Genomic DNA, 24,344 nt, shown 5'->3' on the forward strand with positions numbered 1-24,344 from the left:
GCTATCATCGCCATATGGCGATTGATGAAGCCGGCCGGTGCGTGAGCGCGGACATCGCCGCGGGGGTCGCGCCGGCGGCGGCGCTCTTCCACTCCCTGGCCGATGAGACCCGGCTGCGGATCGTGGCCCGGCTGGCACGCGGGGAGGCACGGGTGGTGGACCTGACCGGCGAGCTCGGCTTGGCCCAGTCGACGGTGTCCAAGCACCTGGCCTGCCTGCGCGACTGCGGGCTGATCGACTTCCGCGCCGAGGGGCGCCAGTCGTTCTACGCCCTGACCCGGCCCGAACTGATGGACCTGCTGGCCTCCGCCGAGCAGTTGCTGGCCGCCACCGGGCACGCGGTCGCGCTGTGTCCCGTCTACGGCGTCGACGCCGTCGAGCCGGGCTGTCCGGCCGGGGCCGGCGGGGTGCCGCCGTCGTGACCTCGCTGAATCTGCCCACGCCGGCCGCGCCCCGGCGCGCCGTCCTGCGACGCCGCGTCCGGCTGCTGGTGGCCGCGACCATCACCTACAACGTGATCGAAGCGGTGGTGGCCATCACCGCCGGCGCCGTGGCCTCCTCCGCCGCGCTGATCGGCTTCGGCCTGGACTCCGTCGTCGAGGTCGCCTCGGCCGCCGCGGTGGCCTGGCAGTTCTCCGCCGCTGATCACGAGAGGCGGGAGCGTGCCGCGCTGCGCGTCATCGCGCTCTCCTTCTTCGCCCTGGCCGCCTACGTCACCGTCGACGCGGTGCGTGCCCTGATGGGCGCGGGCGAGGCCCAGCACTCCACCCCGGGTTTGGTGCTGGCCGCGCTCAGCCTGGTCATCATGCCCTTCCTGTCGGCCGCCCAGCGCCGCGCGGGCCGCGAACTCGGCTCCGCCTCGGCGGTGGCCGACTCCAAGCAGACCCTGCTGTGCACCTACCTGTCCGCGGTGCTGCTCGCCGGCCTGGCGCTCAACAGCCTGTTGGGCTGGTCCTGGGCCGACCCCCTTGCCGCCCTGGTCATCGCCGCGGTGGCGGTCAAGGAAGGCCGCGAAGCCTGGCGCGGCGACGCCTGCTGTGCCCCCGGCGCCCCGCTCGGCGTCGCGGTCCCGCAGGCCACGGCATCACCGTCCACGGCATCAGCGTCCGCGGCATCAGCGTCCGCGGCATCACCGTCCACAGCATCACCGTCCACAGCATCACCGTCCACAGCATCACCCTCCACGGCATCACCCTCCACAACAGAGCGATCCGCGACGTGCGCGGACGGCTGCTGCTCATCAGATCGACAGGAGGAACGATGATCGGACGTCCGATGCCCGCCTCGGTGCGGGCCGCCTACGCCCGCGAGATGCGCCTCGCCCGCGCAACGCCCGATGCCGCCGCTCGCTGGCGGCACCTGGAACGGGCGCACATCCTGTCCCAGCCCTGGCCCTGGCCGCACACCCGCAACCACGTCGCCATGTTCACCCTCGCCGTGCTCCAGCGTGACCGTCGAGAAGCCCTCGGCCAGGTCATCCGGATCATCGTGGCCGCCCCCGGCTCCGCGCTGGGCCGCTACCCGGAAGGCAACACCGGCCGCGCCCGGGTCGGCCTCACCCAGCCCATGCCCGTCCCCGAGGACCTGGCCACCGTCCTTGGGCGCCCCTGCCGGTAGGAGTCGGCCAGCCGGCGGTGCACGCTTTGACGCCGGGGAAGCCGATGCCGGCCCGCTCGCGGACGGTGCTCCTCGTCCCCGACGACGGGCCGCGGAAGTTCTTACGAGCTGCGAACGCCCTGGCGGCCCGCCTTACGACGTGCACGAGCCGAGATTAGCGTCAACCGGGTGAAGGTCATGGTCACCGGTTCGGCCGGGTTCATCGGTAGTCACGTCGTGGAGGCCTTCGAGACGGCCGGGCACAGGGTGGTCCGCCTCGACCTGAAGGACGGCTCCGACGTAAGGGACGACACGGTCCTGGACCGCGCTCTGCCGGGCGTGGACCTGGTGGTGCACCAGGCTGCCAAGGTGGGCCTGGGGGTGAATGTGGCCGACCTGCCCGACTACACCTCGACCAACGTGCAGGGCACCGCCGTCCTGCTGGCCGCGATGGCCAGGCACGAGATCGGGCGACTGGTCCTGGCCTCGTCGATGGTGGTATACGGCGAGGGCGCCTACGACTGCCTGGAACACGGCCGGGTACGACCGGGCCCGCGCTCCGCCCAGGATCTCCAGCGTGGGCGTTTCGAACCGGCCTGCCCGATGTGCGGTGAGGCGGTAGAGCACGCGGCCACTGGGGAGGACACACCGCTCGATCCGCGCAACGCCTACGCCACGACCAAGCTCGCCCAGGAGCATCTGGCAGCGAACTGGGCACGGGAGACCGGGGGAAGCGCGATGGCGCTCAGGTACCACAACGTGTACGGCCCGCGGATGCCGCGCGACACGCCCTATGCGGGGGTAGCGGCGATCTTCCGGTCGGCGCTGGCCGCGGGCCGGGCGCCGAGAGTGTTCGAGGATGGTCGGCAACTGCGCGACTTCGTCCATGTGCGCGACGTCGCCCGGGCCAATCTGTTGGCGGCCGAGGCGATGCCAGGGGTGGGCAGCCTGATGGCCTGCAACATCGCGAGTGGCGCCCCGCACACGATCGGGCAGATGGCAGCTGCCCTGACCGCTGCGCACGGCGGACCTCAGCCGGTCGTCACCGGTGAGTACCGGCTGGGTGATGTCAGGCACATCGTCGCCGCACCCGACCGCGCGCGAGCCGGCCTCGGATTCCATGCCGCGGTCACGTTCGAGGACGGGATGAAAGAGTTCGCCGCCGCTCCACTGGGGATTTCATGACCATCGACGTCGTCCTCCCCTGCCTGAACGAGGCGGCGGCGCTGCCGTGGATTCTCGACCGGATGCCGCCCGGCTACGTGGCGATCGTGGCCGACAACGGCTCCAGCGACGGCACGCCGGAGATCGCGGCCGAGCTCGGCGCACGCGTGGTCAAGGAGCCCCGCCGCGGGTTCGGCGCCGCCTGCCACACGGGACTGCTGGCCGCCACCGGTGACATCGTCTGCTTCATGGACGGCGATGCCTCGCTCGATCCCCGCCAGTTGCCGCGGGTGGTCGTTCCCGTGCTGGCCGGTGAAGCGGACCTGGTGCTCGGCAGGAGGATCCCGCGGACGCGCGCGGCCTGGCCACCACACGCCCGCCTCGGCAACGCCGCACTGGCCAGGAGCCTGCGCCGCCGTACCGGTGCGCCCTTGCACGACCTGGGGCCGATGCGAGCCTGCTCCCGTGCGGGGCTGATCGCGCTCGGCCTGACCGACCGGCGGTTCGGCTACCCGCTGGAGATGGTGTTGCGCGCCGCGCGGTCCGGTTGGCGCATCGCCGAGGTCGAGGTGGACTACCTGCCCCGCAGTGGCCGTTCCAAGGTCACCGGGACCATCCGGGGCACCATGCGGGCCGTCGCGGACATGCGGCGGGTCATGAACTCCGTGCAAGCGTCGGGATCACCCGTTCGGAGCGCGGACGGCTCGTGAACCGGGAAGAGTCTGAAGAATCACCGCCGCACCACCTCCATGGATGTCCCGGTGCCGAAGAACCCATCCGGCGCCGACCGCCAGCGCCGCGAGCGTGTAGGCCGCGGTCGCCGGGCCGGACACGTAGGCGACCGCACCCGCCAGCGCGACGCCGAGCCATTCCCAGCGGCCGTCCATGGCCGCCAGCGCCACCACCAGCAGCGCGTACCACGAATAGGCGGGGGTGAACAGCAGCAGAAGCGACCCGGTGACCAGCAGCGCGCCGCCCCACGGCCGGTTCCGGTCGCCGAAACGCAGCACGTAGAGGGCCACCGAGGCCAGCAGGAGCACTGCGGCGAACGGCGCCCAGGAATCCGGCAGCACCAGCCGCAGCACCCCGTACCGATCGCGAGCCGAGGGCGCGTCGTAGCCTTCTTCCTGGACGTACCCGAACAGATAGCCCAGGACGGACGCCTGTGAGGTGAGCACGTACGGCACGTAGGCCAGCGTGATCACGAGCGCGGCCGGGGCCGTGACGGCCAGGATCCGCCGCCACGCCACCCCGCGCCGGAGCACTCCCGACAAGGCGCCGATCAGCGCCGTGACGGGCAGCAGCTTGGCGGCGACCGCCGCGCCGAGCAACGCCCCCCGGCCGCGGCCCGCGCAGAAGGCGAGCACCACCAGCAGCACGCCGAGCATGTCGACGTGCGCGTTGTTCACCGCCTCCACGGGGACGGCCGGGCACCACGCCCAGTACGCCGCCTTGCGGGCGCCGGTCCACCGGTACAGCGCGAGCAGCACCGCGATGGCCATCAGCACGCCGCAGATCTGCAGAACCTTGTGCCGTGAGCCGTCCGGCGACAGCCAGTGCACCAGCAGGAAGTAGCCCTGCGCGACCGGCGGGTAGATCGTGTGCACGGCGGGTCTGTTGATGCGCGTGCACACCCCTTCCGAGACCCGGGCCAGGTCGGGTGCCGCACACTCACTCGGGAAGAGCCAGCCGTCGCGCAACGCGTTCAGCGCGGGATCGGCGGGAGCGTGGTCGTAGGGCGAGATGCCCGTAGCCTGTACCCGCCCATCCCACGCGTAGCGGTAGGAGTCGCTGCTGGTGCTCGGCGGGCCTATCAGCCCGGTGCACGTCACGACGGTGCCGCCCGCGATGACCAGCGCGGCAAGGTGGCGCTGAGGCAACCGTGCGGCGAGCCACAGGGCGACGGCGAACAGGCCCCAGGCGATCAGGGTCCAGCGCAGCAGGTCAGGACGGCCAAGCGCCAACCTGACAAGGACGGCGACCAGTGCCGCCAGTACCACGCCGGCATACGCTGTGTTCCTGTTCACAACCTGGAGCTTCGCATCGACCAGCCGCCTCGGCCCGGCCACCGGCTCCTTCGTTCGCAGTCCGTAAGAAGTCGCCACCCGTAACGACCTCGTAAGAGTTGACGCAGGTCACAGCCCCTATCGTCAGACGGCATGACGCAGATGGTGATCATCGCCAAGGAGCCGGTCGCGGGCCGCGTGAAGACCAGGCTGACACCGCCGTACAGCCCGGCGCAGGCGGCCCTGCTGGCCGAGGCCGCGCTCGAGGACACCCTGCGCGCCGCCTTGGCGAGCCCGGTCACCCAACGGGTGCTCGCGCTGGACGGTCTGCCCGGCACCTGGCTGCCGGCCGGCTTCACAGTGATCCCCCAGCGCGGATCCGGCCTGGACGAGCGCCTGGCCGCGGCGTTCACCGACGCCTACCGGCTTCGGCCGGAGCCGATGGTGCTGATCGGCATGGACACGCCCCAGGCCACCCCCGAACTGCTGGGCACCGCCATGAAAGGCCTGGACGAATGCGATGCCGTCTTCGGGCCCGCGACCGACGGCGGGTTCTGGCTGCTCGGGCTCCGCCGACCACAGCCCGACCTGCTGCTCGGCGTGCCCATGTCCCAAGCCCACACCGGCCACGCCCAGCTCGAACGGCTCAGGCAGGCAGGGCTGAGCGTGCGACACCTACCCGAACTCACCGACGTGGACACGGCGGCCGACGCCGCCCGGGTCGCATCGGAGGCGCCTGCCTCATGCTTCACGCGTACGCTCGACGAGTTATCGGCGGTCGCGCCGCGATGATGGGCGAACTCTACGCCGACGCGCTCGCGGGAACCCCGGCCGAGCTCGAGTACCTCGACGGCACCCGCACCGTCCTGGAGGCCACCCGCTGGCTCGAACCCATCGACGGGGACGAAGCCATGTTGCGCCGATGCGCCGGCTCCACCCTGGACATCGGCTCGGGCCCAGGGCGGCTCACCGTCGCACTCAACAGGCGCGGCATTCCGGCCCTGGGCATCGACATCGCCCCGGACGCCGTCCGCCTGACCCGCCGAGCCGGCGGCTTCGCCCTGCGCCGCAGCGTCTTCGACGACCTGCCGGGAAGCGGCCGATGGGACACGGCGCTGCTCGCGGACGGCAACATCGGCATCGGCGGCCACCCAGGGGCGCTGCTGCGCAGAGCCAGACAGCTGGTACGGCCCGGCGGCCGGGTCATCGTCGAGGTCGACCCGCCGGCGGTGCGCAGCCGCGTCGACCAGGTACGGCTCCGCCGCGAAGACGTCGTGGGCGACTGGTTCGCCTGGGCGGTAGTCTCCGCCGACGACATCGAACGCACCGCTCAGCCAACCGGCTTCGACGTGCGGGATTGCTGGCCGGATGCCGGCCGCTGGTTCGCCGAACTGCGTTAGCCAGTGGGACGGCCGAGCTCGCGCAGGTGGCCTACCATCGCATCTGACTTAGATAGATTTCGAAGTAGGGTGGTCGTCATGACTGCCGTGACGCCGCTGGACCGATCGAGAGCGAGGTCGGGACTCCCATCTGTCAGTTTGTGAGCTCATGGATGAGCTGCTCGACGCGGGCGCGGATCTCGTCGCGGATGGGGCGGACGGCCTCGATGCCCTGGCCGGCCGGGTCGTCGAGCTTCCAGTCCTCGTACCTCTTGCCGGGGAAGATCGGGCAGGCGTCGCCGCAGCCCATGGTGATGACCACGTCCGAGGCTTGGACGGCCTCCGGGGTGAGCACCTTGGGCTGCTCGGCGGTGATGTCGACGCCCACCTCCCGCATCGCCGCCACGGCGACCGGGTTGACCCGTTCCGCGGGCTCCGATCCGGCCGAGCGCACCTCGACGCGGTCGCCCGCCAGGTGGGTCAGCCAGCCGGCGGCCATCTGGGAGCGTCCGGCATTGTGCACGCAGACGAACAGGACACTAGGCATGGGCGGTCTCCTTCGCGCGGAACAGGCGGCGGCCGGCCAGGCTGACGTAGACCAGCGCGACCAGGACGGGCACCTCGATGAGCGGGCCGACGACCCCCGCCAGGGCCTGGCCGGAGGTGACGCCGAAGACGCCGACCGCGACCGCGATGGCCAACTCGAAGTTGTTGCCGGCCGCGGTGAAGGCCAGCGTCGTGGTGCGGTCGTAGGACAGGCCGAGGGCCCGGCCGGCCAGGAACGAGCCGCCCCACATGAGGAAGAAGTAGGCCAGCAGGGGCAGCGCGATGCGGGCCACGTCCAGGGGCCGCTCGCTGATCGTGCCCCCCTGCAGGGCGAACAGGATGACGATGGTGAACAGCAGCCCGTACAACGCGACCGGGCCGATCTTCGGCAGGAAACTGCTCTCGTACCACTCGCGCCCCCTGGCCCGTTCGCCCAGCCTGCGGGAGAGATAACCGGCGATCAGCGGGATACCCAGAAATATCAGCACGTACTGCGCGATGTCCCACATCGAGACGTCCAGTGCCGTCTGCGACAGCCCGAGCCAGCCGGGCAGGACCTCCAGGTAGAACCAGCCCAGCGCGCCGAAGGCGATCACCTGGAAGACCGAGTTGATCGCCACCAGCACCGCCGCGGCCTCCCGGTCGCCGCGGGCCAGATCGTTCCAGATGAGCACCATGGCCATGCACCGCGCCAGGCCGACGATGATCAGCCCGGTCCGGTACTCCGGTAGGTCGGGCAGAAGGGTCCAGGCCAGCGCGAACATCAACGCCGGACCGACCACCCAGTTCAGCACCAGAGACGACACCAGCATCCGGCGGTCGCCGCTGACGGTGTCGAGCCGGTCGTAGCGGACCCTGGCCAGCACCGGATACATCATCGACAGCAGGCCGAGCGCGATGGGCAGCGAGATCTCGCCGACCTTTACCGCGTCCAGCGCCGCGCTCAGTCCCGGCACCAGTCGCCCGAGCAGCAGCCCGGCGCCCATCGCCAGCCCGATCCACACCGGCAGGAACCGATCCAGCCTCGACAGGCCGCCGATCACGGCCGGACCCCTGGCCGTGACCCGCGTAGCGGACATCCGGCTTCCTGGTCTCATACCGTGGCGGGCGCGCCGAGCAGTGTGGACAGCTCGGCGAGCGTTTCGGGGACGAGCCGGTAGTAGACCCAGGACGCGCGGCGCTCGGAGGTGAGCAGGCCGACCTCCTTGAGCACCTTCAGGTGGTGGCTGATCGTCGGCTGCGACAGCTCGAACGCATCGGTGATGTCGCACACGCACACCTCGCCGCCCTCGCGGCTGGCCACGATCGACACGATGCGCAGCCGTACGGGATCGCCCAGGGCCTTGAAGACGCGGGCCACGGCGGCGGCCCGCTCGGCGTCGAGTGGCTCGCGCGCCAGCGGCGGGCTGCACTCCAAGAGGTCGAGCAGCTCCATTCGCGCTCTCCTTGCATAGGCATCAGTCGAAGTCGATCCCTATCTATATTGACCTACGTCTATGCGTGCTGTCGAAGTACGGGGAGGCTCCTATGTCACAGACGGCAGGGCTGCCTCGTCTCAGGTCTCAGAGACAGACGTTGGAAGCAGGAAGGTGATGGCCGTGCGGGTATTCGTGGCAGGCGGGACCGGAGTCGTGGGGCGGCGGCTGGTGCCGCAGCTCGTGGCCCGTGGCCACCAGGTGATGGCCACAACGACGAGCGCGGCCAAGTTGGGCTTGCTGGAGCGGCTGGGCGCCGAGGCGGTCGTGATGGACGGGCTGGACGCGGCGTCGGTCGGTGAGGCGGTGGCCAAGGCCCGGCCGGACGCGATCGTGCACCAGATGACCGCGATTTCCGTGGCGCACGCCGGCAAGCCCGATCTCAAGCACATGGATCGGTGGTTCGCCACCACCAACCGGCTGCGCACCGAGGGGACGGACCACCTGCTGGCCGCCGCCGAAGCGACCGGCGTGTCCCACTTCGTCGCGCAGAGCTACGCCAACTGGAACGGAATCCGCGAGGGCGGCTGGGTGAAGACCGAGGAGGACCCGCTGGACCTGCACACGGGGACGGCGGCGCACGCGGGGATGGTGGCGATCCGCCACGTCGAGGACGTGGTCCTCAGGGCTGGCGGCGCGGTCCTGCGATACGGCGGACTCTACGGGCCGGGCGCCACCGACGATCAGGTCGAGCTCGTGCGCAAGCGGCAGTACCCGCTCGTCGGGGGCGGCACCGGCTACTGCTCGTGGGTGCATCTCGACGACGCGGCGAGCGCCACCGTCCTGGCCGTGGAGCAAGAGGCGAGGGGCGTGTTCAACATCGTCGACGACGAACCGGCCCCGGCCGGCGAGTGGCTGCCCTACCTGGCGGCGTGCGCGGGGGCGAAGCCACCGATGCGGGTCCCCAAGTGGCTGGCCCGGCTGCTGGCCGGGGAGGTGGCGGTGGCGATGATGACCGAGGGGCGCGGCTTCTCCAACGCCAAGGCCAAGCGGGAGCTCGGCTGGGAGCTGCGCTATCCGTCGTGGCGCCAGGGCTTCAAGGACGGGTTGGCTTGACCCGGATCTCGATCGACGTGCTGCGCTCGGCAGGCAAGCAGTTCAACGGCAACCGGCCCGGGGCTCGTCGTGGGCCGAACGAAACCCCACGCGTCAATAGCCGCCATGAGGAAAGAAGGAGATCTCAATCATGATTCTGGTAACCGGTGGCGCCGGAAACGTTGGCGCCAACGTCGTCCGCCAACTGCTCGACGCGGGCGAGAAGGTGCGCGTCATTACCCGTAACCCTGGCGACCGTTCGTTTCCGGACCAGGTCGAGGTCGTGCCCGGTGACCTGACCCGACCGGAGACGTTGCCGGCGGCGCTGTCCGGCGTCGACCGGGCCTTCCTGTTTCCCGTCTTCGACGCGGTCGACGGGTTCCTCGAAGCGGCGCGGCAAGCCGACCTGGGGCATGTCGTGCTGCTGTCCTCATCGGCCGTCACGTACTCCACGCCCGGCTGGGTCGGCGAACAGCACCTGCGACTCGAACGGAGCGTCGCCGCGTCCGGGCTGCCGTGGACCTTTGTGCGCCCCGACGCGTTCATGACCAACGACCTCGCCTGGGCCCACCAGATCGTCAACGGCGGGGTTGTCCGTGGAGCCTACGGCGATGCCGCGTTGGCCCCGGTCGATCCGCGCGACATCGCCGCGGTCGCCGTCCGTGCCCTTCTCGACCAGCGTGCCGGTGAGGCTTATGTGCTCACCGGACCGCAGTCGCTCACCCAGATCGACCGCGTGCGGATCATTGGAGAGACGATCGGGCGGCCGTTGCGGTTCGAGGAGCAACCCCGAGATCAATTCCGGGAGCAGCTGCTACTCCACGGATTGCCCGCGGCGGCGGTCGATTTTCTCCTCGATCAGGCCGCCGCGAGGGTCGGCAAGACTGCGCAAACACTGCCGGCAGTCGAGGAGGTCACCGGGCGACCGGCTTTCACCTATGCCCAATGGGTCGCCCACCGCGCGGCGGCATTCGACTCGGCGCCGGCCTGACGGCGACCAAGCGGAGGTTTCCGAGCCCGGCTGCCCCACCTCAAGGAGGCTCGATGAGCCCGTTATCGCGACCGGAGAATCATTGCTCTCCCCGGCCGTGACCCGGACCGTCATCGACAAGATGGGCTGGAGTCAGCCGAACCACCGGCTCTTGTCGCCGCTGACGCCACGGGAGCGCGAGGTGCTGACGCTGATCGGCCGTGGCCTGTCCAATGCGGAGATCGCCGACGAGCTCATCGTGGAGGAGTCCACCACCAAGACCCACGTCAAGAGAATCCTGGCCAAGACGAATCTCCGGGATCGTGTCCAGGCCGTGATCCTCGCCTACGAAAGCGGTCTGGTACGGCCCGGCAGAGCGGAGTTGCGGCCCGACGCGTGAAGCCGGCGGCACGGTTCGCCGGCTGACCGTGTCAGGTGATCCCTTCCCCGCCCAGACCTCGCTCCAGGCGGAACGGGTTCGTGAGCTGCGTCCGCGACGCGGATGGGCGGCTGGTCGGCTCTGCCGCCGATGCGGGCTGGGTTGCCTGCGACCTGATCGGAGCCGGAGTTGACGCACCGACCACGCTTGACTCGGACGGTCAGTGATGAAACACGATCACGGGCGCTCTCGAATGGTGGAGCACGGCATGAGCGGTGCCTCCGAGCCCGAGCAGGGCTCGTGCTCCACTGTGCGCCCCGATGACGACGAGGTCGGTGTCCGTCGACGCGTCGATCAGCGCCTTGGCCGGATGCTCGTGGACGACGTGCTGAATGAGCGTGACGTCGGGAAACTTCTCGCGCCACCCGGCGATGGCTTCTGCGAGCAGCAGTGCTTCCTCCTCGCCTACGGCTTCGACGTCATAGACGAGAGGTTGCATGTCCCCGGGCCCTTGCGCGGTGGGATACACCCAGGCGTGCACAGCGCGCAAGACAGCGGACCGCAACGCGGCCTCGCGGAAGGCGAAGTCCAGAAGTGGCTCTTGGCCGGGGCGCCCGGTCACGCCGACGACGATCTCAGCGCGCTCGCCGGTGTGCGGCTGCCGGATGACGGCCACCGGACAGGAGGCTCGGGTCGCGACGTAGCGGCTCACCGAGCCCAGCAGCAGCTCAGCCCATCCGCCGCGGCCTCGTTGTCCCACGACGATCAGCTGTGCTCCTTCGGCGGCGTGGACGAGCGCCTCGGGCGCTCCGCCGTCGACGATCTCGGTGGTGACCGCCAGATGCGGTCTGCCCGCTTGGGCGTGGACGGCTGCCTGGCGGAGGATTTCCCGAGCCGCGGCTTCCGCGTCCGATCCCCAGGCGGGGGGCTGTGGGACGAGTGGGACACTGTAGGCCCAGTGCACCGCGGCATGAACGATGTGCAGCGGAGCGTCGCGGACGGCGGCTTCCCGCCCGGCCCAGCTCGCAGCCAGAAGCGAGGGCGCTGATCCGTCGACACCGACTACGACCGGCATGGTCATGGCTGCCATCTCACACCCTTTGTTGATCACCCTTTGTTGATCACACCGACGAGCTCGCGGGTCTATCCGTGGTGCCGCCTTCGGCAGTCCCCATGCTGGTGCACCGTCCGGTTGATGGCCACGGCCAGGCAGGGGCTTGTCATCATGTCCCTTATGTGTCGTCGTGTTTCCACTGGAGCTTGTCGATCACATCGACCACTCCGTCGACACGTGCGATCAGCCGTACGGCGAGCAGCGCCCGGCTGCGGCGGTCCATGCAGCCGCTCAGCGTGACCACCCCCTGACGCACCTCGACGCTGACGTCCGCGGTCTCCACCAGGAGCGAGTGCTTCAGCACGTCCTCGCGGAGCTCATGGGCGATGTCGGCGTCGGCGCGCACGAACGCCTTGAGCAGGTCGCGCCTGCTGACGACGCCTTGCAGCGTGCCGTCCTCGGCGACGACGATCAGGCGTTTGACACCGTGCTCGTCCATCCGGCGGGCGGCCAACACGGCCGAGGCGGTGGCGGGCACGGTCACGGCGGGCGTGGTCATCAGCTGCGCGGCCGTGTCTCCAGCGGCCTTGCGCCGGAGGTCGGGTCCCTCCTCGGACAGGCGGTGGCGCAGGCGGGCACGCAGCGGCGGCTTGTAGCCCTCGGCGTAGTAGGTCTCGCGGAACTCCTCCTTGCACAACAGGTCCGCCTCGGACACCACACCGAGGACGTGGTTCTCGGCGTCGACCACCGGTACGGCGCTGACGCCGTGCGCGATGAGCACCGCGGCGATGTCCTTGAACGGTGTGCTGCCGTTGACCGAGGCGACCTCGGTGGTCATGATGTCCTGGACTTTGACTCGCATGGCGGCTCCTCCCCTCGAGACATCCCTGCCCTCATCTCAGCTCGGGACGCATCCTCGCAGGCAGAGACGGAGGTCCCGCACGGTGGAGCCGTTCGTCAGGCATGCTTGGGTCTCCGCCGCCGCGAGGGCTTGGTGAGGCAGATCCCCGTGTCTGTCGGATATCCCGACGATGGCGTCCAATTGGCCAAGCGCGGAGCGGTCGATCGCCGAACGCGGACGTGAATGCAGGTGACCTGGGGCGCCGGAGCAGTCCTTGTCGATGGGGACCATCGACCCGCAGCCAAAGGACGTAAGTCCCTGTGACACGAACGCCGGCCCTGGCCAGGGTGGAAGGGAGAGCCTTCCTGGGAGGTGGGTCTGATGCCCAAGCCCGATGCGGTTCCTGCAACTGAGGAGATGCCTCCGCTCGAGGTCGAACTGAACCTTCTCAAGGCCCGGGTCGGCAAAGCCGAGAAGCAGATCGAAGCATTGGCCGAAGCGGCTCTGACCCTCGCACGCGGCCTGGAGGCCGGGCCGATGGAGGAGCCTGGGCAGATGCACCCCGAGCAGGCCGCGCGGCTCGCCCACGAACTGTTGCTCGCCGCCGGTCTTATCAGAAGCGGAGGGGATACGGCATGAGCCGTCGACATGCCTCCGTCAGGCTTGACCCCGGCGAGGTGCAGGTGGAAACACGCGGCGCCATTCCGCCCGATGCGGCCGACGATGCCCGCGAGGTTGTGGCGGCATCGACCTCGGTCGCCCATGAGCCGGTGCTCTTTGCCCGGGTCAAGCTCAGCGCCTCAGCCGATCCAGCCGTGACCCGTCCGTGCACCGCGCAGGCGAACCTCGACGTCAGCGGGCGGCTCATCCGCGCCCAAGCGGTCGCCGAGTCGATGCGCCGAGCCATCCGGCTGCTCGGCGACCGACTCCGGGTCCGGCTGCGCCGTACCGGCCGGGACTGGGAGGACCTGCGAGGGCGACGCCCGGAGGACGCCGACCACGAGTGGCGGCATTCCAGCCCTCACCGTCGCCCCCTGCCCGGCTTTCCCCGGCCCGCCGGGGAGCGCGAGGTCGTCCGGCACAAGGCCTACGAGCTGGCCTGGGCCACGCCCGACGAGGCGGCCTTCGACATGGAGCAGCTCGACTACGACTTCCACCTGTTCACCGAGGCGGAGACCGGCCAGGACAGCGTCATCTACCACAGCCGGGACGGTTACCGGCTGGCGCAGATCGAGCCCGCGCCCTACCAGCTGGGCCCGGTGTCGATCCCACTCACGGTCAGCTCCGTCCCGGCGCCCGTCCTCTCCGTCAGCGAAGCGGTCGAACGACTGGAAAGCACCGGTATGCCGTTCATCTTCTTCGTCGACACCAGTACCGGGCGGGGCGGCGTCGCCTATCACCGTTACGACGGCCACTACGGCCTCATCACACCCAGCAGATGACCAACTGAGGGAAGTGCGGGGTCAGGGAAAGGCCGAGCGCCCTGGCGTCACACGTCCAGGGTCACTGTGCAGGTCCACTGGCCCGCACGGTGTTCGAAGAAGGTCAGCTGGTGCAGGGCGACGGCTTTGGGGACCGCTCCGGTTTGGGGGACGGTAGCCAGATCGGCCATGGTCAGATGGAGGCTCAGACGGTTCTGCCGCTGCAGGGCCACCGCTTTGATCGGGATCTGTTCGGTGGTGTCCATCAGGTAGATGATCTCGTCCAGGACTGCCACCAGCTGATCCTGAGGTTCGCCGGGCTCGACGTGAAGGTCGTACTCCCCGGTGGCGGCGGCGCCGCGCAGGTCGAGGAAGCTCTTCGCCATGCCGAGCACTGCCTGGGCGATGCATTGCCCGGTCGTCGGTGCCCAGGCCTGGATACGGGTGTCGGCGGTGTGGGGAAGGGAGCGGTGCCCCGCATCGGCGCTCATCGGTGTTTTCCCTTCCTCCCGTTCAGCCTTTGACGACGCCGATGGGGACCAGGCGGGCGACCTTGCGGCATAGTCCGGCTCCTTCACTGGCTGTGACGACGGCGTCGACGTTCTTGTAGGCGGTGGGCGTCTCCTCGGCCAGCCCTCGCCAGGTCACACCGCGTACGACGATGCCCTGCGCCTCCAGCCGATCGCGCAGTTGCCTGCCGCTGATGGAACGCGCCGCCTGGTGGCGGCTTTGGGTACGGCCCGCGCCGTGGCAGGTGGAGTGGAAGGCCTCACCACCGGGAACGCCGGTGAGCACGTAGGAGGCGGTGCCCATGGTGCCCGGGATCAGCACAGGCTGGCCCGCCGGGGCCAGATCGGCCGGTAGATCGGGATGATACGGCGGCAGCGCTCGTGTGGCCCCTTTGCGGTGGACGCACACTCGCACGCCGTCGTGTGTTTCGATCTTGGCCAGGTTGTGCGAGACGTCGTACACCAGATCCAGGCCGCTGTCGGCGATGTCCGCGAAGGCCCGCCGCGTGGCCTCGCTGAGCAGTTGCCGGTTGGCACGCCCGTAATTGGCCGCGGCAGCCATGGCGCCGAGATACGCGCGGCCTTCGGGCGAATCGACCGGGGCGCAGGCGAGTTGCCGGTCCGGCACCGTTATGCCGTAATGCGGCATTGCCTTTTCCATCGCGTGTACGTGGTCGGTGCAGATCTGGTGGCCGAGCCCGCGCGAGCCGCAGTGGATCATCACGCAGACCTGGCCGTGGTTCAGGCCGAACGCGGCCGCCACAGCCTCGTCGTAGATCTCCTCCACCGCCTGGATCTCCAGGAAGTGATTGCCGGAGCCGAGGCTGCCTACCTGGTTCAGGCCCCGCTCCATGGCACGGAAACCGACCTGGGAGACATCGGCGTCGGCGACCCCGCCGGAGTCCTCGCAGCGCTCCAGGTCCCGCGCCACGCCGTGGCCCTGCTCGACGGCGTACCGGGCACCGTCGGACAGCACCTTTTCCAGCTGTGGCCGCCCGGTCAGGTGCCAGACGGCGCCACGCGTGGCACCCCTCGGGATGACATGATCGAGGCGATCCAGGAGCCGGTTCAGCCGGGGTGCCAGCCGGTCGCGATCGATGCCGGCCGCGAGCAGCCGCACCCCACAGGAGATGTCGAAGCCGACCCCGCCCGGGGAGACCACACCTCCGGCCGCGATGTCGGTGGCGGCCACGCCGCCGATCGGGAATCCGTACCCCCAGTGCAGGTCAGGCATGCCATAGGAGGCACGTACGATACCCGGCAGGGTGGCCACGTTGACGACCTGCCGCAGCGCCTGGTCCTCAGGAAGCAGCGCACGGGAAGCCAGTACGACGCCGGGCACCCGCATTGATCCGTGCCGCTCGATGCGGAAGCGATAGGGCGTCTCCTCGACAAGCTCGATCATGTCCCCCATTTCCGCCCCATAGTGCAGCTGCGATGAGGCGGTCGTTGAGAGCCTTGTCTGGCATTACCCAGGGTCCGGCGCCGGCGAAGGCAGCGCCGGAAGCTCTCATCCCACGCGCGTCCTGCTGAAATGGTCGGCGAACCAGTCGCATGCCAGGCCGGCGACGTTCTCCAGCGCTCCGGGCTCTTCGAACAGGTGAGTGGCATCAGCGACGACCTGCAGGTGGTTCTCACAGTGCAACAGCTGTTGTGCCGCCTGGTTGAGCTCGAGCACCAGCTCGTCGCAGCCGCCCACGATCAGCAGCGTCGCCGCGCGCACCGCCGGCAGCCGCGCTCCAGCCAGGTCCGGTCGTCCACCTCGCGAGACGATGGCGGCCACCCGGCTGCCCGGCTCCGCCGCGGCCCACAGCGCGGCCGCTGCTCCGGTGCCGGCTCCGAAATAGCCGACCGGCAGTCCCGCGACCCGAGGCTGATCACCGAGCCGGTTTGTCACCTGCGCGAGCCTTCCGGCCAGCAACTCGATGTCGAACACGTTGCCACGGTCGTACTCCTCCTCGACCGTGAGCAGGTCGAAGAGCAACGTACCCAGACCCGCACGGTTGAGCACCGAGGCTACGTAACGGTTGCGTGGGCTGTGCCGGCTCCTGCCGCTGCCCTGTACGAAGACCACCACCCCCGCGGCTTCCTCCGGAATGACGAGCTGTCCCGGCAGCCGGACGGGGCCGGCATTGACCATCACCTCGTTGGCAGGCTCCGGCGGATCAGATTTCGTCACGTCCCTCTTCCCGACCACCCTGCCCTCGGCGGCAGGTGGCGCGGCCCGCTGCAGCAGTTCGACCACCTGCTCGTCGGTGGCCTGGGTGAAATCGACATACCAGGCGCCAATGGCCCAAAGAGCGGCAGGTGTCTCCAAACAGATCACCTCGTCGGCGTCCTCACGCAGACTCGCGATCGTGTCCGGCGTTCCGACGGGGACCGCCAAGATCACTCGCGCGGCTCCGCGCGCATGAGCCACCTGGCAGGCGGCACGAGCGGTGCCGCCCGTGGCGATCCCGTCGTCGACCACGATGACGGTACGGCCCGCAAGGTCGAGCGGTGCGCGATCACCGCGGAAGCGGTGCGCACGGCGCAACACCTCGGCCTGCTCACGTTCCTCCACTGCGGACATCTCCGCATGCGTCACATCCGCCAGCCTGACGACATCCGAATTGATGACGCGTACGCCGCCTTCTCCGACCGCACCGAATCCCAGCTCGGGCTGGAACGGCACGCCCAGCTTGCGGACCACGATCACATCCAGCGGCGCGCCCAAGGCCTGGGCCACCTCGAAGGCCACGGGTACGCCGCCTCTGGGCAGTCCCAGGACGACCACATTCTCATCGGTGATGAGTCCAGCCAGTCGTTCGGCCAGACGCACACCCGCGTCATGACGATCAACGAACATCAAGCCCTACACCTCCCCAAGCCCCCCGCGGCGGCGAAGGAAAGCACCCCCCTTTCATCACCATCTGGGGGCAGGAGGTCGCGAGGGTAGGGCCGAAGGTCCCTTTTCTTGAACCCACCCTGAGCCGCGATCTTCTCGTTCTGCCCGGTCGGACGACTGCGGCTCATCGCTCTCGCTGGCGACGACCTGTAGTAGGTCGGCAATGGCCCGGTCAACGTACAAGGGCGGGTCGTCCACGGTCGGCGGCCACGACTTTCCCGCCGGCTGCAGATGGTTGGCGGAGCTCCTCAAGGCCACGTTGGGATCGTTGTCGGGCCCGAGTGTGTCGACGGATACCCTCCGTGTCCTTTTGGGTGCTATATGGGTATTAATCCCATTTGCAGAGGCTTCCGGTGCAGGGGCAGAGGTCCTGGGTGTCGAGGTCTTTCGGCCCGCCGTGTCGTTGGTGCGGTCCTGCCGAATGAAAGGGAGCTTGTGATGGCGTGGGATCTCATTCACAAGACCGGGGGTCCGGCTTTCGCGCCCAACCTGGCCGACTATGAGAGCGAATGCCGAGCATTCTCTTGGGAGGCGGCCCAGCGGTCCTCTTTCCGCGGGTTGCCGGGTGGCCGGGGGTTGAACATCGCGTACGAGGCCGTCGACCGTCACTTGGACGGGCCTCGGCGCGACCAGGTGGCGCTGCGGTGTGTGGGCAAAGACGATCAGGTTGTCGAGCTGACCTATCGGGATCTTCATGTCGCGACGAACCGTTTCGCCAACGTGCTGCGTGCCCTGGGGGTCGGCAAGGGCGAGAGGGTTTTCACCTTGCTTGGCAGGAGGCCCGAGCTATACATGGCGGTCCTGGGCACGCTGAAGAATCTCAGTGTGCTCTCCCCGCTGTTCTCCGCTTTCGGCCCAGAGCCGATCCGCGAGAGGCTGCGCCTCGGGGACGGGCGGGTGCTCGTGACCACCCCGGAGCTGTACAAGCGGAAGATCACAGCCGTACGCGAGTCCCTGCCGGGCCTCAAACACGTGCTGGTAACCGGTGCCGGGCCCGCGCCCCAGGGCACCCTGCTCCTGAACGAGTTGATGGCGGGCGCGGGCGAGGAGTTCGAGATACCGCCCACCGACCCCGAGGACATGGCGCTGCTCCACTTCACCAGCGGCACCACCGGCAAGCCCAAGGGTGCGGTGCATGTCCATGGGGCCGTGGTCGCCCACCACGTGACCGCGGTCTACGCTCTCGATCTGCGCCCGTCGGACGTCTTCTGGTGCACCGCCGATCCCGGCTGGGTCACCGGCATGTCGTACGGTGTCATCGCGCCCCTCAGCCTCGGGCTCACCCTCGTGGTCGACGCGGGGGAATTCGACGCACGCCGCTGGTATCGCTTGCTACGAGATCAGCGAGTGACCGTCTGGTACACCGCCCCGACCGCGTTGCGCATGCTCATGCGCAGCGGCGATGCGCTGCCTCGTGAGTACGATCTGTCCCGGCTGCGGTTCATCGCCAGCGTCGGCGAACCGCTCAACCCGGAGGTCGCGGTCTGGGGGCTGCACGCGCTCGGCCTGCCGGTCCATGACAACTGGTGGCAGACCGAGACCGGCGCCATCATGATCAGCAATTTTGCCTCGATGGACATCAAGCCGGGTTCCATGGGGCGTCCGCTACCTGGGATCGAGGCGGCGCTGCTGGAGCGAGGCGAGGACGGTCGTGCCCGCGTGGTCGGCGGGCACGTACGGGTGATCGAGGATCCTGCTGTCGAAGGGGAGCTCGCGCTGCGACCCGGCTGGCCCTCGATGTTCCGCGGCTACCTGGGCGAGCCTGAGCGGTACGCCAAGGCCTTCGCCGGAGGCTGGTACCTGTCCGGCGACATCGCGCGCAGGGACCAGGACGGATACTTCTGGTTCGTCGCGCGGGCGGACGACGTGATCAAGTCAGCCGGTCACCTCATCGGGCCGTTCGAGGTCGAGTCGGTGCTGATGGAGCACCCCGCCGTCGCCGAGGCCGGAGTGATAGGCAGGCCCGATCCGGTGGCGGGCGAGCTGGTGAAGGCTTTCGTCACGCTGAACTCCGGCTACGCGCCCGCCGAGGCGCTCCGGCGTGAATTGATCGCCTTCGGCCGCCGCAGGCTGGGCGCGGTCGCCCCTCGGGAGATCGCCTTCGACCAGAACCTGCCGCACACCCGCAGCGGCAAGGTCATGCGCCGTCTCCTCAAATCCCGCGAACTCGGCCTGCCCGAAGGTGACATCTCGACACTGGAGCACCCAGTCCAGTGAGCGCCGGTCACCCCGGTCCCGCGCGGGCGGCAAGAAAGTCCGCCCCTCCTGCCACAGTCGTGAGCGCGGGATAGTCGTCTTCTTCGATGCGGTAATCGCTGGCATCGCTGAGCGTCTCGACGAAGCTGAGGAAATCCAGCGAGTCCAGTTCAAGGAGGTCGCGGAAGTCGGCGTCCGGCGGGAGTGCCGTCAGGTCGGCTTCTGGAGCCACCTGGGCCAGCGCGCGCTCGATGAGCTCGCGGGCCCGCTGCGGTGTCATAGCCCCTCCGGATGGTTGAGCAGCCGGTCGACCGTAGTGAGGAACCGGCCACCGGTGAAGCCGTCGGTAGCACGATGATCGGCGGCGAGAGTGACGGTGACCACGGGCCGGACCCCGAGCAGCCCGTCGACCGCCCACGGACGGTCGAGGATCTTGCCAAAGCCCACGAGGGCCACCTGCGGGGGGTAGATGACGCCGTGGACCGCCTCCACTCCCTGCTCTCCCAGGTTGGTGACGGTGATGGTGGCCTCGGTCATCTCCGAGCTGCGCATCCGCCCGGCGCGCGACCGGGCCACCAGGTCCCGCAGAGCGGCCATGAGATCGTCGAGATCACGGTCGGCGACATCGAGCAGGGCGGGCGCGATCAGGCCGCCGCCCTTGAGTGAGATCGCCACGCCCAGGTTCACCGCGTTGCCGGACACGAAGGCGTCGTCGATCCAGAAACCGTTGAGCTGCGGAACCTCCTTGGCGGCGCGCGCAGCCGCCTTGAGGAGCAGCACGGCGGGGAGCAACCGCTGGGACACCGGCAAGTCCCGGTTGCGCTCACGCAGCCACCCCAGCGCGGCGCTCATGTCCACGGTGGAGCTCAGGTAGTAATGCGGGATCTCCCGTTTCGACCTGGCCATCGCCCGCGCGATCGCCTGGCGCATCGCGTCCCGGCGGCCTTCCAGCCGTGGCTCTCCGGCGGCGGCCTCCTGCACGGTGGGTGCGGCCGGCGCGGCCTCGGCCGGCGCTGCCGCTTCCCTGGGCTCGCCGGCGCGTGCGGCCGCCTTGCGGACGTCATCGGCGCGGATCGCCCCTGCGCGGCCCGTGCCCTGGACGGCGGCGAGGTCGACGTCGAGGTCCAGGGCGATCCTGCGGGCCAGCGGCGATGCCTTCACCCGCGACTCGGCCCGTTCGACGTCCGCGCGGGTCACCTGACCGCCTGGGCCGGTGCCGTGCACGGTCGCCAGGTCGAGGCCACGCTGCTCGGCGAGGTGGCGCACGATCGGGGATGTGATGGGCGGCGGGGGCGTGGGTTGCGGGGGATGCCCTGGCGGGCCGGCCACCGGCTCCGGCTGGGGCTCCGGCTGGGGTCGCTTCTTCCCGGCCCGGGCGGGCGGCCGTTTCCGGGCCGGCGGTGCCGTCGGGGTGGGGACACGAGGCTCGCTCGGGGGCGCGGCTCCGGCGATGAGGGCGAGCGGCGTGCCGACCGGGACCCGCTCGCCAGCGTCCACCAGCAAGCTGTCCACCACGCCCGTATGGAACGACTCAACCTCGATCAGGGCTTTGTCGGTATCGATGACCGCGATGACGTCGCCCCTGCGGACCTGGTCTCCGGGATGGACCAGCCATTCGGCGACGCTGCCCGACTCCATGTCGGCACCGAGAGAGGGCATCCGGAACTGCGCCGGTTCGCCCGTCATGAGGCGACCGCCTCTCGCGCCGCCGTGACGATCGCCGGCACTTGGGGTATGGCGGCCTCTTCCAGGTGGCGGGCGTAGGGGATGGGGATCTCGGTGGTGCACACCCGCGCGATCGGCGCGTCGAGCTGGTAGAAGGCCTGCTCGGCGATGCGGGCGCTGATCTCCGCCGACAGGCCGCCAGAGCGCCAGCCTTCGTCCACGATGACGACATGGTGCGTCCGGCTGACCGATTCCATGACCGTGGCGTCGTCGAGGGGACGCAGGATACGCAGGTCGATCACATCTGCCTCGATGCCCTCGGCAGCGAGCGCGTCGGCGGCCGACAGCGTCTTCCCCGCGGTGCCGCCGTAGCCGATCAAGGTGACGTGCTTGCCTGACCGCCGTAGCGCTGCATGGGAGATGTCCACCGGTCCGGGACGCGGCACTCCTGACAGGTTGTACAGCGAGCCGTGCTCGAAGATCAGAACAGGGTCAGGGTCCTCCAGCGCCGGCCAGAGCATGCCGCGAGCGTCCTCCAAGGTCGCGGGCGCGAGGATCTTCAGCCCGGGAATGTGCGCATACCAACCTTCCAGGCTGTGCGAGTGCTGGGCGGCGAGCTGCCTTCCGGCTCCCGTGGTCATCCGGATCACCAAGGGAACGTTGAGCTGTCCTCCGGACATGTGCAGGAGCGTCGCGGCGTTGTTGAGGATCTGGTCCAGGGCCAGCAGGGAGAAGTTGACCGTCATGACCTCCACGATCGGTCGCATCCCGCCGAGCGCCGCCCCGATCCCGGCGCCGACGAACGCCGCCTCCGACAACGGGGTGTCGCGGACCCGTTCGGGGCCGAACTCCTCCAACAGGCCCAGGCTGACGGCGAAGCAACCGCCGTAGGCTCCCACGTCCTCGCCCATGAGGAAGACACGCTCGTCGCGGCGCATCGCCTCGCGGATCGCCTCCCTCATGGCCTCCCGGTAGGTCGTCGTGCCCTCGGTCACGACGCCGCCTCCGCGCGTCTCGCGGGCATCGTGCCACCCGATGGCGGGATCTCGCTGTAGACGAACCTGGTAAGGTCCTCCACCGGCTCGATCGGCGCCTGCTCGGCGAAAGCGACGGCGCGATCGATCTCTTCCACTATCTCCTTCTCGAGCATGGCGAGGTCGTCGCCGGTGAGCTCTTGCGCCGCCGTCATCCGAGCGATGAGCGTGTCGATCGGATCGCGCTTTTTCCACCGCTCGACCTCGGCCTTGTCGCGGTAGCGCTCCGGGTCGTACATCGAGTGCGCGCGGAAACGATAGGTGCGCAGCTCCAGGAAGTGTGGTCCCGCGCCTGCCCGGATCGACTCCGTGGCCCTGGCCGCCGCCTGGGCGACCGCCGGTGCGTCCATGCCGTCCACCGGCCAGGCCGCGATGCCGTAACCGGCGGCGCGGAGCGCCAGGTCGGTCTGCGCGTGCGTCTTCGCCAGCGCGGTGCCCATCGCGTACAGGTTGTTCTCGCAGGCGAACAGCACCGGCAGCCCCCAGAGCGCGGCGAGGTTGAGGCATTCGTGGAACGCGCCTTCGGCCATCGCTCCATCGCCGAAGAAGCACGTGGTCACCCGATTCCGCCCCTGGAACCGGTCGGCGAGAGCGAGCCCGACCGCAAGGGGAAGGCCGCCGCCGACGATCGCGCTCCCACCGTAGAAACCGCGGGCGGCGTCGTACAGGTGCATGGAGCCGCCCCGGCCTCGGCTGCATCCCGCGGCCTTGCCGTACATCTCAGCCATGATCGCCGTGGCCGGCACCCCGCGGGCGAGCGCGTGGCCATGCTCCCGATACGTCGAGACGACCGCATCATCCGGCGTCAGCGCCTGGCACACTCCGGCCGCCACAGCCTCTTCCCCGATATACAGGTGCATGAACCCACGGATCTTCTCGCTGCTGTAAAGCTCGACGCAGCGCTCCTCGAACCGGCGGATGCGCAGCATCTGGCGCAGCAACTCGCTGTGCTGAGAGGCTCGCGGCCTGCCTTTGCTTACCATGAGTCTTTCCTCGTGTCCTCGCCGGTCATACCCGACGCCCACGTTCGGGGTCTGCCCACCGGCTGGGCCGAGGGCTGACCCATCGTGCTGCTCCTCCGTGGAGACCTCCCCACAGGAGTGCCGCTCGGGCAGGGCCCTGCGCTCGATCCGGCGACGGGATCGCCCGCGAAGCCGAAATCAGTTGAGCGACGAGCCGGACCACCCCGGTGATACGGCCCGCCTGGAACGGCGATATAGGTACTTCACAAATCCCCGTTCCCCGTATGACGCCAACCATCCTCAGGGAGGTCACGAGCGGCGCCGCCCGCCTATGACTTCGAGCTGACCAGCCCGCCGAGGAGTCATGCGGAAACGCTGGCGGGCGCTGTGACCACGGCATCCCCGGTCGTCGCCGGAGCGGCGGCCATGCTGGCGTCGGCCTCCAAGGTCTTCAAGGTCTCCAAGGTCTTCAAGGTCTTCAGATGGGCGCTGGACAGAGGGCGGTACGCAGCGTGGGACGCCCGCCTCCGGCGTCAGCAGGCCGAACGCGGGAAGAGCACCTCTGAAGGGGACAGGACCAACGGAGGCGCATGATGAAGGCAGTCGTCGGAGACAAGCTGGTCGTCGAAGGCAGGCACGAGAGTGATCCGCGCCGGATCGGCGTCATCACCGAGGTAGAGCACACGGACGGCTCGCCGCCCTACATGGTGCACTGGTTCGACTCAGGGCACGAGACCCTGGTGTTCCCAGGGCCCGATGCGAGGATTGAGCACGTGAACGCATGAGGCATCCTCAAAACACGTGGGCTTCGGCGGCACGCTGAACGCCACGGCTGCATGACGAGCACCACGCCGTCGAGGCCGAAGGCGTCGAACCAGGTTCCGGGAGAAGGGTCGTCGAGGGGGAGACTGCAGTCCGGTTCAAGGGCGGAGCGGGGAAAAGTGGGATAGCCCGTCCGGAAAGCCGGGATTGTCAGTCCTGGTGGCCACATCGGCGAGTGCTCTGCCGTTCGTCGGACGGTTTTTACACCTTTCGGATGGCACGCTCGCCCATGCTTGGACCATCAGGGGTAGGAGTAGCCGAGAGCACTTCGGTGCCCTGCCCATGTGCGGGGATGACGACCGGCTCAAGGGGATCATCACCGATCGGGACATCGTCCTCAAATGCATCGCAGCCGGAGGCGACCCACGACGATGGGAAGCCCAGTAGGTCGCGCGCGGCCAGG

General features: G+C 69.3%; 27 protein-coding genes and 2 pseudogenes. 16 read left to right on the top strand and 13 right to left on the bottom strand.

From position 1 onward, the window contains the following. The first annotated feature begins 14 nt into the window (after positions 1-14). The 5 genes and pseudogenes from AB0C16_RS09500 (at position 15) to AB0C16_RS09520 (ending at position 3,470) form a co-directional block, all read left to right on the top strand. Complete coding sequence (locus AB0C16_RS09500) at positions 15-422, top strand: metalloregulator ArsR/SmtB family transcription factor (RefSeq protein ID WP_357680715.1); 408 nt, start codon at positions 15-17, stop codon at positions 420-422. Next, positions 419-1,048: pseudogene (locus tag AB0C16_RS09505) on the top strand (cation transporter); the annotation flags it as partial. The gene AB0C16_RS09500 and the pseudogene AB0C16_RS09505, both read left to right, overlap by 4 nt. 212 nt (positions 1,049-1,260) lie before the next feature. Further along, complete coding sequence (locus AB0C16_RS09510; RefSeq protein WP_357680717.1) at positions 1,261-1,617, top strand: DUF3703 domain-containing protein; 357 nt, start codon at positions 1,261-1,263, stop codon at positions 1,615-1,617. Between the two features lie 177 nt (positions 1,618-1,794). After that, entirely contained in the window at positions 1,795-2,781 is a 987-nt protein-coding gene (locus AB0C16_RS09515) for an NAD-dependent epimerase/dehydratase family protein (RefSeq protein WP_357680811.1), read from the top strand. Continuing rightward, positions 2,778-3,470: a glycosyltransferase family 2 protein gene (locus tag AB0C16_RS09520; protein WP_357680719.1), complete on the top strand. Its 693-nt coding sequence runs from the start codon at positions 2,778-2,780 to the stop codon at positions 3,468-3,470. Before AB0C16_RS09515 ends, AB0C16_RS09520 begins: the two co-directional genes overlap by 4 nt. Here the strand turns inward: AB0C16_RS09520 and AB0C16_RS09525 are convergent. Beyond that, positions 3,441-4,787 (bottom strand): glycosyltransferase 87 family protein, encoded by a 1,347-nt coding sequence (locus tag AB0C16_RS09525; RefSeq protein ID WP_357680721.1) that lies wholly within the window; start codon positions 4,785-4,787, stop codon positions 3,441-3,443. The two genes, AB0C16_RS09520 and AB0C16_RS09525, sit on opposite strands and share 30 nt — an antisense overlap. 132 nt (positions 4,788-4,919) lie before the next feature. Here AB0C16_RS09525 and AB0C16_RS09530 point away from each other — a divergent pair, with 132 nt between their 5' ends. Both AB0C16_RS09530 and AB0C16_RS09535 read left to right on the top strand, forming a co-directional pair. Continuing rightward, on the top strand, positions 4,920-5,558 hold the full coding sequence (locus AB0C16_RS09530) for a TIGR04282 family arsenosugar biosynthesis glycosyltransferase (RefSeq protein ID WP_357680723.1): 639 nt from the start codon (positions 4,920-4,922) through the stop codon (positions 5,556-5,558). Then, positions 5,555-6,166 carry a methyltransferase domain-containing protein gene (locus AB0C16_RS09535; RefSeq protein ID WP_357680725.1) on the top strand — a complete coding sequence of 204 codons (612 nt, stop codon included), beginning with the start codon at positions 5,555-5,557 and terminating at the stop codon, positions 6,164-6,166. The genes AB0C16_RS09530 and AB0C16_RS09535 overlap by 4 nt, the downstream gene beginning before the upstream one ends. A 133-nt stretch (positions 6,167-6,299) precedes the next feature. Here the strand turns inward: AB0C16_RS09535 and AB0C16_RS09540 are convergent, their stop codons facing one another. The 3 genes from AB0C16_RS09540 to AB0C16_RS09550 are packed head-to-tail and all read right to left on the bottom strand — an operon-like array spanning position 6,300 to position 8,126. After that, a complete protein-coding gene (locus tag AB0C16_RS09540) occupies positions 6,300-6,692 on the bottom strand; it encodes an arsenate reductase ArsC (protein ID WP_357680727.1) in 393 nt (130 codons plus the stop codon). After that, the gene (arsB, locus tag AB0C16_RS09545; protein WP_357680729.1) at positions 6,685-7,770 is read right to left on the bottom strand and encodes an ACR3 family arsenite efflux transporter; all 1,086 of its coding nucleotides are present in this window, start codon (positions 7,768-7,770) and stop codon (positions 6,685-6,687) included. Before arsB ends, AB0C16_RS09540 begins: the two co-directional genes overlap by 8 nt. Before the next feature lie 14 nt (positions 7,771-7,784). Continuing rightward, the gene (locus AB0C16_RS09550) at positions 7,785-8,126 is read right to left on the bottom strand and encodes a metalloregulator ArsR/SmtB family transcription factor (protein ID WP_357680731.1); all 342 of its coding nucleotides are present in this window, start codon (positions 8,124-8,126) and stop codon (positions 7,785-7,787) included. Between the two features lie 163 nt (positions 8,127-8,289). On the opposite strand from AB0C16_RS09550, the gene AB0C16_RS09555 reads away from it, so the two are divergent. The 3 genes from AB0C16_RS09555 (at position 8,290) to AB0C16_RS09565 (ending at position 10,571) form a co-directional block, all read left to right on the top strand. Beyond that, a complete protein-coding gene (locus AB0C16_RS09555; protein ID WP_357680733.1) occupies positions 8,290-9,222 on the top strand; it encodes an NAD(P)-dependent oxidoreductase in 933 nt (310 codons plus the stop codon). 130 nt (positions 9,223-9,352) lie between these two features. Continuing rightward, entirely contained in the window at positions 9,353-10,192 is an 840-nt protein-coding gene (locus AB0C16_RS09560; RefSeq protein WP_357680734.1) for an NAD(P)H-binding protein, read from the top strand. A 97-nt stretch (positions 10,193-10,289) separates the two neighbouring features. Next, positions 10,290-10,571, top strand: coding sequence for a response regulator transcription factor (locus AB0C16_RS09565; RefSeq protein WP_357680736.1), 282 nt, complete (start codon positions 10,290-10,292; stop codon positions 10,569-10,571). A gap of 199 nt (positions 10,572-10,770) precedes the next feature. Here the strand turns inward: AB0C16_RS09565 and AB0C16_RS09570 are convergent, their stop codons facing one another. Both AB0C16_RS09570 and AB0C16_RS09575 read right to left on the bottom strand, forming a co-directional pair. Next, positions 10,771-11,640, bottom strand: coding sequence for a universal stress protein (locus AB0C16_RS09570; RefSeq protein ID WP_357680738.1), 870 nt, complete (start codon positions 11,638-11,640; stop codon positions 10,771-10,773). A 142-nt stretch (positions 11,641-11,782) separates the two neighbouring features. Then, the gene (locus tag AB0C16_RS09575) at positions 11,783-12,466 is read right to left on the bottom strand and encodes a CBS domain-containing protein (protein ID WP_357680739.1); all 684 of its coding nucleotides are present in this window, start codon (positions 12,464-12,466) and stop codon (positions 11,783-11,785) included. Positions 12,467-12,826: 360 nt separating this feature from the next. On the opposite strand from AB0C16_RS09575, the gene AB0C16_RS09580 reads away from it, so the two are divergent. Beyond that, complete coding sequence (locus AB0C16_RS09580) at positions 12,827-13,084, top strand: hypothetical protein (protein ID WP_357680741.1); 258 nt, start codon at positions 12,827-12,829, stop codon at positions 13,082-13,084. Next, complete coding sequence (locus tag AB0C16_RS09585; protein ID WP_357680743.1) at positions 13,081-13,887, top strand: sigma 54 modulation/S30EA ribosomal C-terminal domain-containing protein; 807 nt, start codon at positions 13,081-13,083, stop codon at positions 13,885-13,887. Before AB0C16_RS09580 ends, AB0C16_RS09585 begins: the two co-directional genes overlap by 4 nt. A gap of 47 nt (positions 13,888-13,934) precedes the next feature. Here AB0C16_RS09585 and AB0C16_RS09590 read toward each other — a convergent pair whose 3' ends face one another. From AB0C16_RS09590 to AB0C16_RS09600, 3 genes are all read right to left on the bottom strand, one after another. Further along, complete coding sequence (locus AB0C16_RS09590) at positions 13,935-14,357, bottom strand: archease (RefSeq protein ID WP_357680745.1); 423 nt, start codon at positions 14,355-14,357, stop codon at positions 13,935-13,937. A 22-nt stretch (positions 14,358-14,379) separates the two neighbouring features. Next, positions 14,380-15,723 carry an RtcB family protein gene (locus AB0C16_RS09595; protein WP_357680747.1) on the bottom strand — a complete coding sequence of 448 codons (1,344 nt, stop codon included), beginning with the start codon at positions 15,721-15,723 and terminating at the stop codon, positions 14,380-14,382. 162 nt (positions 15,724-15,885) lie between these two features. Further along, the gene (locus AB0C16_RS09600; RefSeq protein ID WP_357680813.1) at positions 15,886-17,223 is read right to left on the bottom strand and encodes a phosphoribosyltransferase; all 1,338 of its coding nucleotides are present in this window, start codon (positions 17,221-17,223) and stop codon (positions 15,886-15,888) included. Between the two features lie 477 nt (positions 17,224-17,700). Between AB0C16_RS09600 and acsA the strand changes: the two genes are divergently transcribed. Further along, positions 17,701-19,479 carry an acetate--CoA ligase gene (gene acsA, locus AB0C16_RS09605; protein WP_357680749.1) on the top strand — a complete coding sequence of 593 codons (1,779 nt, stop codon included), beginning with the start codon at positions 17,701-17,703 and terminating at the stop codon, positions 19,477-19,479. Positions 19,480-19,486: 7 nt separating this feature from the next. On the opposite strand, the gene AB0C16_RS09610 is transcribed toward acsA, so the two are convergent. Genes AB0C16_RS09610 through pdhA form a run of 4 tightly spaced genes read right to left on the bottom strand, consistent with a single transcriptional unit; the run spans position 19,487 to position 23,140 of the window. Continuing rightward, on the bottom strand, positions 19,487-19,738 hold the full coding sequence (locus AB0C16_RS09610; RefSeq protein ID WP_357680751.1) for a phosphopantetheine-binding protein: 252 nt from the start codon (positions 19,736-19,738) through the stop codon (positions 19,487-19,489). Further along, complete coding sequence (locus tag AB0C16_RS09615) at positions 19,735-21,144, bottom strand: dihydrolipoamide acetyltransferase family protein (protein WP_357680753.1); 1,410 nt, start codon at positions 21,142-21,144, stop codon at positions 19,735-19,737. Before AB0C16_RS09615 ends, AB0C16_RS09610 begins: the two co-directional genes overlap by 4 nt. Further along, positions 21,141-22,118, bottom strand: coding sequence for an alpha-ketoacid dehydrogenase subunit beta (locus tag AB0C16_RS09620; protein ID WP_357680755.1), 978 nt, complete (start codon positions 22,116-22,118; stop codon positions 21,141-21,143). The genes AB0C16_RS09615 and AB0C16_RS09620 overlap by 4 nt, the downstream gene beginning before the upstream one ends. After that, entirely contained in the window at positions 22,115-23,140 is a 1,026-nt protein-coding gene (pdhA, locus tag AB0C16_RS09625) for a pyruvate dehydrogenase (acetyl-transferring) E1 component subunit alpha (RefSeq protein ID WP_357680757.1), read from the bottom strand. The genes AB0C16_RS09620 and pdhA overlap by 4 nt, the downstream gene beginning before the upstream one ends. Before the next feature lie 366 nt (positions 23,141-23,506). Here pdhA and AB0C16_RS09630 point away from each other — a divergent pair, with 366 nt between their 5' ends. The 3 genes and pseudogenes from AB0C16_RS09630 to AB0C16_RS09640 all read left to right on the top strand — a co-directional run. Then, entirely contained in the window at positions 23,507-23,713 is a 207-nt protein-coding gene (locus tag AB0C16_RS09630; protein ID WP_357680759.1) for a hypothetical protein, read from the top strand. Next, positions 23,713-23,904, top strand: coding sequence for a DUF1918 domain-containing protein (locus tag AB0C16_RS09635; protein WP_357680761.1), 192 nt, complete (start codon positions 23,713-23,715; stop codon positions 23,902-23,904). The genes AB0C16_RS09630 and AB0C16_RS09635 overlap by 1 nt, the downstream gene beginning before the upstream one ends. Positions 23,905-24,211: 307 nt before the next feature. Beyond that, positions 24,212-24,313, top strand: a pseudogene (locus AB0C16_RS09640) (CBS domain-containing protein); the annotation flags it as partial. Positions 24,314-24,344: the final 31 nt, after the last annotated feature.

The organism is Nonomuraea sp. NPDC048916 (assembly GCF_040649575.1).
Classification (GTDB): Bacteria; Actinomycetota; Actinomycetes; order Streptosporangiales; family Streptosporangiaceae; genus Nonomuraea.

What these genes read in the sequence shown, in the direction of transcription:
- AB0C16_RS09520 (WP_357680719.1), top strand. Translation starts at nt 2,778, where the DNA reads ATGACCATCGACGTCGTCCTCCCCTGCCTGAACGAGGCGGCGGCGCTG.
- AB0C16_RS09585 (WP_357680743.1), top strand. Translation starts at nt 13,081, where the DNA reads ATGAGCCGTCGACATGCCTCCGTCAGGCTTGACCCCGGCGAGGTGCAG.
- AB0C16_RS09535 (WP_357680725.1), top strand. Translation starts at nt 5,555, where the DNA reads ATGATGGGCGAACTCTACGCCGACGCGCTCGCGGGAACCCCGGCCGAG.
- pdhA (WP_357680757.1), bottom strand. Translation starts at nt 23,140, where the DNA reads ATGGTAAGCAAAGGCAGGCCGCGAGCCTCTCAGCACAGCGAGTTGCTG.
- AB0C16_RS09540 (WP_357680727.1), bottom strand. Translation starts at nt 6,692, where the DNA reads ATGCCTAGTGTCCTGTTCGTCTGCGTGCACAATGCCGGACGCTCCCAG.
- AB0C16_RS09530 (WP_357680723.1), top strand. Translation starts at nt 4,920, where the DNA reads ATGACGCAGATGGTGATCATCGCCAAGGAGCCGGTCGCGGGCCGCGTG.
- AB0C16_RS09595 (WP_357680747.1), bottom strand. Translation starts at nt 15,723, where the DNA reads ATGCGGGTGCCCGGCGTCGTACTGGCTTCCCGTGCGCTGCTTCCTGAG.
- acsA (WP_357680749.1), top strand. Translation starts at nt 17,701, where the DNA reads ATGGCGTGGGATCTCATTCACAAGACCGGGGGTCCGGCTTTCGCGCCC.
- AB0C16_RS09575 (WP_357680739.1), bottom strand. Translation starts at nt 12,466, where the DNA reads ATGCGAGTCAAAGTCCAGGACATCATGACCACCGAGGTCGCCTCGGTC.
- AB0C16_RS09550 (WP_357680731.1), bottom strand. Translation starts at nt 8,126, where the DNA reads ATGGAGCTGCTCGACCTCTTGGAGTGCAGCCCGCCGCTGGCGCGCGAG.
- AB0C16_RS09510 (WP_357680717.1), top strand. Translation starts at nt 1,261, where the DNA reads ATGATCGGACGTCCGATGCCCGCCTCGGTGCGGGCCGCCTACGCCCGC.
- AB0C16_RS09580 (WP_357680741.1), top strand. Translation starts at nt 12,827, where the DNA reads ATGCCCAAGCCCGATGCGGTTCCTGCAACTGAGGAGATGCCTCCGCTC.
- AB0C16_RS09515 (WP_357680811.1), top strand. Translation starts at nt 1,795, where the DNA reads ATGGTCACCGGTTCGGCCGGGTTCATCGGTAGTCACGTCGTGGAGGCC.
- AB0C16_RS09590 (WP_357680745.1), bottom strand. Translation starts at nt 14,357, where the DNA reads ATGAGCGCCGATGCGGGGCACCGCTCCCTTCCCCACACCGCCGACACC.
- AB0C16_RS09500 (WP_357680715.1), top strand. Translation starts at nt 15, where the DNA reads ATGGCGATTGATGAAGCCGGCCGGTGCGTGAGCGCGGACATCGCCGCG.
- arsB (WP_357680729.1), bottom strand. Translation starts at nt 7,770, where the DNA reads ATGTCCGCTACGCGGGTCACGGCCAGGGGTCCGGCCGTGATCGGCGGC.
- AB0C16_RS09635 (WP_357680761.1), top strand. Translation starts at nt 23,713, where the DNA reads ATGAAGGCAGTCGTCGGAGACAAGCTGGTCGTCGAAGGCAGGCACGAG.
- AB0C16_RS09600 (WP_357680813.1), bottom strand. Translation starts at nt 17,223, where the DNA reads ATGTTCGTTGATCGTCATGACGCGGGTGTGCGTCTGGCCGAACGACTG.
- AB0C16_RS09610 (WP_357680751.1), bottom strand. Translation starts at nt 19,738, where the DNA reads ATGACACCGCAGCGGGCCCGCGAGCTCATCGAGCGCGCGCTGGCCCAG.
- AB0C16_RS09615 (WP_357680753.1), bottom strand. Translation starts at nt 21,144, where the DNA reads ATGACGGGCGAACCGGCGCAGTTCCGGATGCCCTCTCTCGGTGCCGAC.
- AB0C16_RS09560 (WP_357680734.1), top strand. Translation starts at nt 9,353, where the DNA reads ATGATTCTGGTAACCGGTGGCGCCGGAAACGTTGGCGCCAACGTCGTC.
- AB0C16_RS09570 (WP_357680738.1), bottom strand. Translation starts at nt 11,640, where the DNA reads ATGGCAGCCATGACCATGCCGGTCGTAGTCGGTGTCGACGGATCAGCG.